Raw genomic sequence first — 5986 nt, 5'->3', positions numbered from 1 at the left:
CCCCAACGCCGCTTTGGGGTAATACCCGGGGTGCCTATCGCCGTTCGACGGGTTGGGTCCTGGCTGAGGTGCCTGCGGCTGGCCGTATCTGCTCAGCCCCCCGGCTTGGGTAGGTACGGACGGCTCATCTGAGCTCGTCCTGGGTTAGCCGTGGCATGAAGGGTCCCTTCCTTGCGTTTTGGCAGGAAGGATCCCTTCATACGAGTCGTGAGGTTTGCTTGCCGCCCAATTTGAGTTGGCCGGGTTTGTGGCGTCCACCTGGTCACTGTCGGGGCGCGTGGCTCGCCTCGGTTTTCGGGCCCTGAGCTGGGGGGATCGGGAAGTGTCGGACCCTTGGGCTATAACTGTGTCGAACAGGGGTTCGAGTGGGAGACCGAGGAGGGGGCGGGTGTGGATGAGGTCTTGTTTCGAGTTCTGGCAGACGGGGTACTCGAATACCTACGGGGCAGCACAAGACGGGGTGCGGGAACGGGGTTGCCGGCCGCGGATCGGGGTCCGCGGCCGGCGGACGTCACGAGGCTCGTGGGGGCCTGGGTGGCGCTGTTACGCATGCACGAGCTCGACGAGAGCGGACGTTGCGCGCTGTGCTCCCGCGCGCGTGGAGGGCTGCTCAGACGGCGGCTGGAGTCCTCACAGCTCTGTTCCGTGTGGCAGGTCGCTGTTGCCTACTTCCTCCGCCGGATGCCCGACGGAGGAAGGTGAGTCAGCGTCTCGTTGGTCGTTCTTAGAGCTTCACGCCGCGGGCGGAGAGCCACGGGCGGGGGTCGATCTTCTTGGTGCCGTTCTGCCAGACCTCGAAGTGCAGGTGCGGGCCGGTCGACTGGCCGCGGTTGCCGATCTGGGCGATCTGCTGGCCGCACTTGACCTTCTGGCCCTCGCGGACCGAGAACGAGTTCATGTGGCCGTAGACGTGCACGGTGCCGTCGGCGAGCTGGATCCGCACCCAGAGGCCGAAACCGCTGGCCGGGCCCGCCTCGATGACAGTGCCGTCGGAAGCGGCGTAGATCGGCGTGCCGATCGAATTGGCGATGTCGATACCCAGGTGGCTCGTGCCCCACCGGGCGCCGAAGCCCGAGGTGAAGGTGCCGTTGGCGGGCATGCAGGTCTTGGGGCGGTTGGCCTCTTCCTGCGCCTTCTTCGCGGCGGCGGCTTCGCGAGCTTCGCGGGCCTGGGTGACGTTCGCGCTGTCGGTGAGCTTCTGGACTTCGGCGGAGGCGTCACTGAGGTGGCTGGCCGGGAGAAGTTCCGGCGCACCGCCGGAGGTGGCTCCGCCGAGCGCGAAAGCGGCGCTGGCACCCTGCGCGTTGGCCAGGGGGGTGATCTGGACATCCGAGTCGGAGCCGACGGCGTTGAGGGTCTGGCCTGCCGCGGCGGCGGCGAAAGCGCCTGCTGCCACGGCGGCGACCACTACGCGACCGCGCAGGGCTGAAGACGGTGGGGCGAGCCGGTGGGAACCCCGGACCCGAATGACCGCACCGTCTAGTGCGTCTTTCAGTACCGGGGAAGGGGCTTGGCCGCCGGGGGAGCGGTGTGAAGCCAAGGCAGGGCCTTCCGTGTTCGGGGAGCCTGGTCGAGAACATCCGGGCGGGGGATCCCGGTGAGCAGCCTCGGGGGTGGTTGCTCGCTGTTCTATTCGTGACCTGACTGTAATGGGGCGTCGGTGACAGTAACGAAGTGGCGCCCTTCGGGGCAACATCCAGAGCGCGTGTCGGCCGAACGGGGAGGGCGGATCTGACTTCTAGCTGTGCCTATTACTCAAAGTTGACAGGCAACTACTCCATTAGGTGTGACTTCGCTTACATGGATCCCGGCTCTTGACCGGTCCGGTAATTCGCAATTGGGCGATTTGCGGAGTTCAGAGGGGGAATGCGAGTGGAATAAACGGCTTGCGTGGTCACGTTCGGCGGCAACGGTGGGTGCTTCGCGTTCGCTTGCTAGCGTCCCGGGCAATGAATTCGCGTTCAGGGACTTCGCGTGCCCGGCCCTCGGCCGAAACGGCCCCTGCCGCTGAAGAGCGGCGTCCGTCTCCAGTACTGACAGCCGCGCTCGGAACAGGTGTGCTCGCGGCCGTCTCCCTGTCGCTCGGCGCCTTGTTACCGGTGGTCAAGGGCGCGGTGCCGGGATTCTCCGGCGCGCCCGTGCTGATCGCGCTAGCGCTGTTGCCCGTCGCGGTGGCCGTCGGGCTGGCACTGACGGGCAGGCACGCGGCGGCCTCGGGGCTCCTAGTCGGTCTCGCGGTGCTCATGCCCGGACGTCTGCTGCTGGATCTGCAGTTCGCCGTGGATTCTTCGAGGGTGGCCAGGCCCGAGCTGTACCTGCCCACCGCGTTGGAGAACCCGGGCGGCGGTGCCGGTCTCTGGTTCCTGCTCGCCGGGTATCTGCTGACGGCGGTTGCCGGAGTGCTGGCCGGACGTGCCGTCCGGGCGCAGTCGGAATCGTCGGGGCAGGCACAGCCGGGGCGACGCCGGTGGCAGTTGGCCGCGCCCGCCGTCGCGGTGGTGTCCGCGGTCGGGCTCCTCATGATGCCGATGCGGTCCACGAGCGTGTATCTGCAGGTCCTCAGCCCGTTCGACGGGCCGTTCCTGATCTGGACGGGTTCGCTGCTGCTGGCCTGCGCCCTGCCGCTGGCCGTGCTGATCGCGATCGGGTCCGCGGTCGACGGGGTCGCCAAGGGAACACTGCTCGGGCTCGCCTTCGGCACGGTCGCCGTGGCACTGCCGAACCTGCTCGCGGGGATGACCGTGCCCCGGCTCGGGGTGACTTTCGGGCCGATCATGGTACTGCTCACGGCCGTCGTGCTGGCGGTTTTGGCGTTCCTGCGGCCCGGACGCGCATCGGCCGTCGAGCCGGTCAGCGACCAGCACGACCTGGCCGGAGAAGCAGATGTGCCGGGGTTGTCACGGCTGCGGCTCACCGCGGGTGTCCTCGGCGTGCTGACAGCGGTGACGTCGTTGGCGGCGTCGGTTTCGGCGCTGGTGACGTCCGCTTCCGCGGTCGCGGTGCCGGAAAGTCCCGCGCGCTGGCTCCTGTTGCCGGCCGGGGCGATCGTCGGCGTGCTCGCCGTGCTGACACTGGTTCCCGCGACATCGGCGCGGGTGCGTCCCGCGCTGTCCGTCGCCTGGGCCGGAGTGGCACTGGCGGGTGCGGCGGTGCTGGGCACGGCACTCGCCGCGACCAGCCCGACCGGCGGTTACTCGGCAGGCGCCGGCGTCTTCTGGACCATCGCCGCGATGATCCTGGCGACCGTGACGGCCGGGTGCTCGGTGATCCTCGGTGTGGTCGAGCGCGAGGAGTCCGAGGACACGGGCCCGGACGGGCCGCGGCCGAGCGGTGCCGTGCTGACCCCGTTGGTGGCTGGTGCGGTGCTGGCCCTCGTCGCGTTCGGCACGCCGACGTTCACGGCGCCGGAGTACGTCGCGCCCGGTCTGTGGTCCGACTTCGGGACGCCGTCCTGGGGGCTGCTCGGCGCGGTGCTGACCGTGCTCGGCGCCGCCGCGCTCGCGCTCAGGAGCCGTCCCGGCCAAGCCGCGGCACTTCTCTTCGGTGCCGTCCTGGTGCTCGCCGTGCGGGCCGCTGAACTGCCCGTGCTGGGCGGCCAGGTCGAGGGCTCCCAAACCGGGATCGGGTTCTGGCTGACCCTCGCGGGCATGGTGGCGTTCGTGCTCGCCGCGGTCCTCGCCGCCACGGGCGCGAGGAAGACCGAGTGACCCGCGCCTTGCTGCGCGTGGTCCTCGTCGAACTCGGCGCCGCCGAGAGCGAAGCCGTCCCGCTGGGGCGTGCGTTGCGTGACGCCGGTGTCGAGGTCGTCTACGCGGGTCGCCTGCTGACGTGTGCTCAGGTGACGAGCACGGTCGAGCAGGAGGATCCGGACGCGGTGGGGCTCGCCGTCGACACCACCACGGACAGCGAGTTGCTCGAAGAACTCGTGGCCGCGCTGCCGTCGGTCCGCGTCTTCGGCTGGGGCTCCGGTGCGGCAGGTCCCCTCGATCGGGTGTTCTCCGAGGAGACCCAGGTCACCGAATGGCTCGCCGGTGGGGCGGCTCACACCGTCTCAGCACCGTCTGACCGCATACGGTGACCGACTTCACCAGGTGCGGAGTGTCTGCCGACCGCACAGGTCGCTAACCTCGTCACCGACCGCGAAGCAGTTCGGTCCTCCCAATACCTCAAAAACCAGCACAACAAACCAGCACAGTGGCTGTCGTCAGGAGACTGGAGCAGTGGACCTCTACGAGTACCAGGCGAGGGATCTCTTCGCCGCCCACGGAGTACCGGTTCTGCCCGGCTCCGTGGCGAACAACCCGGAAGAAGCCAAGGCCGCGGCCGAGGCGATCGGGAACCAGGTCGTCGTCAAGGCACAGGTGAAGGTCGGTGGCCGAGGCAAGGCCGGTGGCGTCAAGCTGGCCAAGACCCCGGATGAGGCCAAGGAGAAGGCGGAAGGCATCCTCGGGCTCGACATCAAGGGGCACATCGTGCACCGCGTGCTGGTGGCCGAGGCCTCCGACATCGCGGAGGAGTACTACTTCTCGTTCCTGCTGGACCGGTCGAACCGCACCTTCCTCGCCATGGCTTCGGCCGAAGGCGGCGTGGAGATCGAGGTCCTCGCGGTCGAGCGTCCCGAGGCACTGGCGAAGGTCGCGATCGACCCGATCGCCGGCGTCGACAAGGCCCTCGCGGTCGACATCCTCACCCAGGGCAAGTTCCCGGCCGAGGTCATCGACGAAGCGGCCGATGTCGTGGTGAAGCTCTGGGAGACCTTCGTCTCCGAGGACGCCACCCTGGTCGAGGTGAACCCGCTGGTCCGTGACCCGCAGGACAAGATCATCGCGCTCGACGGCAAGGTCACCCTCGACGAAAACGCCGGTTTCCGCCAGCCCGGTCACGCCGCGTTGGTCGACAAGGACTCCGAGGACCCGCTCGAGGCCAAGGCCAAGGCGAAGGACCTCAACTACGTCAAGCTCGACGGCCAGGTCGGCATCATCGGCAACGGCGCGGGCCTCGTCATGTCCACTTTGGACGTCGTGGCGTACGCGGGTGAGAAGCACGGCGGCGTCAAGCCCGCCAACTTCCTCGACATCGGCGGTGGCGCCTCGGCCGAGGTCATGGCCGCGGGCCTGGACGTCATCCTCGGCGACGCCGACGTGAAGAGCGTGTTCGTGAACGTCTTCGGCGGCATCACCGCCTGTGACGCGGTCGCGAACGGCATCGTCGAAGCGCTGAAGATCCTGGGCGACAACGCGACCAAGCCTTTGGTGGTGCGGCTCGACGGCAACAACGTCATCGAGGGCCGCGCGATCCTGGCGGAAGCCAACCACCCGTTGATCACCGTGGTGGACACAATGGACAACGCGGCAGACAAGGCCGCCGAGCTCGCAGCGGCGGGGGCGTAACACATGTCGATCTTCATTGACGAAAACAGCAAGGTCATCGTCCAGGGCATCACCGGGTCCGAGGGCACCAAGCACACGGCCAAGATGCTGAAGTCCGGTACGAACATCGTCGGTGGCGTCAACGCCCGCAAGGCGGGCCAGACGGTCACCATCGAGGGCAAAGAGCTCACGGTGTTCGGCACGGTCGAAGAGGCCATGAAGGAGACCGGCGCGGACGTGTCGGTCATCTTCGTGCCGCCGAAGTTCGCCAAGGACGCGGTCATCGAGGCCATCGACGCCGAGATCGGCCTCGCCGTGGTCATCACCGAGGGCATCCCGGTGCACGACTCGGCGTACTTCTGGGCCCACGCGGGCGCCAAGGGCAACCAGACCCGGATCATCGGGCCGAACTGCCCCGGCATCATCTCCCCCGGGAAGTCCAACGTCGGGATCATCCCGTCGGACATCGCGCCGGTCCCGGGCAAGATCGGCCTGGTGTCGAAGTCGGGCACGCTGACCTACCAGATGATGTACGAGCTGCGCGAGATCGGTTTCTCCACCGCGATCGGTATCGGCGGGGACCCGGTCATCGGGACCACGCACATCGACGCGCTCGA

5 protein-coding genes are annotated in these 5986 nt (G+C 68.2%); 4 read left to right on the top strand and 1 reads right to left on the bottom strand.

Going from position 1 to position 5986, the window contains the following annotated elements:
* Positions 1-724: 724 nt before the first annotated feature.
* Positions 725-1408, bottom strand: a complete 684-nt coding sequence (locus tag VGP60_RS33295) for a M23 family metallopeptidase (RefSeq protein ID WP_327552142.1) — start codon at positions 1406-1408, stop codon at positions 725-727.
* Between the two features lie 541 nt (positions 1409-1949).
* Between VGP60_RS33295 and VGP60_RS33290 the strand changes: the two genes are divergently transcribed.
* From VGP60_RS33290 to VGP60_RS33275, 4 genes are all read left to right on the top strand, one after another.
* Positions 1950-3707, top strand: coding sequence for a hypothetical protein (locus tag VGP60_RS33290; RefSeq protein ID WP_327552141.1), 1758 nt, complete (start codon positions 1950-1952; stop codon positions 3705-3707).
* On the top strand, positions 3704-4078 hold the full coding sequence (locus VGP60_RS33285) for a hypothetical protein (RefSeq protein ID WP_327552140.1): 375 nt from the start codon (positions 3704-3706) through the stop codon (positions 4076-4078). The genes VGP60_RS33290 and VGP60_RS33285 overlap by 4 nt, the downstream gene beginning before the upstream one ends.
* 142 nt (positions 4079-4220) lie before the next feature.
* Complete coding sequence (gene sucC, locus VGP60_RS33280) at positions 4221-5390, top strand: ADP-forming succinate--CoA ligase subunit beta (RefSeq protein ID WP_327552139.1); 1170 nt, start codon at positions 4221-4223, stop codon at positions 5388-5390.
* 3 nt (positions 5391-5393) lie between these two features.
* A partial coding sequence (locus VGP60_RS33275; RefSeq protein WP_327552138.1) for a CoA-binding protein occupies positions 5394-5986 on the top strand: 593 nt, incomplete at its 3' end.

The organism is Amycolatopsis sp., assembly GCF_036008905.1.
In the GTDB taxonomy this organism is placed as follows: domain Bacteria; phylum Actinomycetota; class Actinomycetes; order Mycobacteriales; family Pseudonocardiaceae; genus Amycolatopsis.
The sequence above is the reverse complement of the archived record's forward strand: the minus strand, read 5'-3'. Positions and strand labels throughout refer to the sequence as shown.

Coding starts and splice junctions, on each gene's coding strand:
- VGP60_RS33290 (WP_327552141.1), top strand. CDS start 1,950: ATGAATTCGCGTTCAGGGACTTCGCGTGCCCGGCCCTCGGCCGAAACG.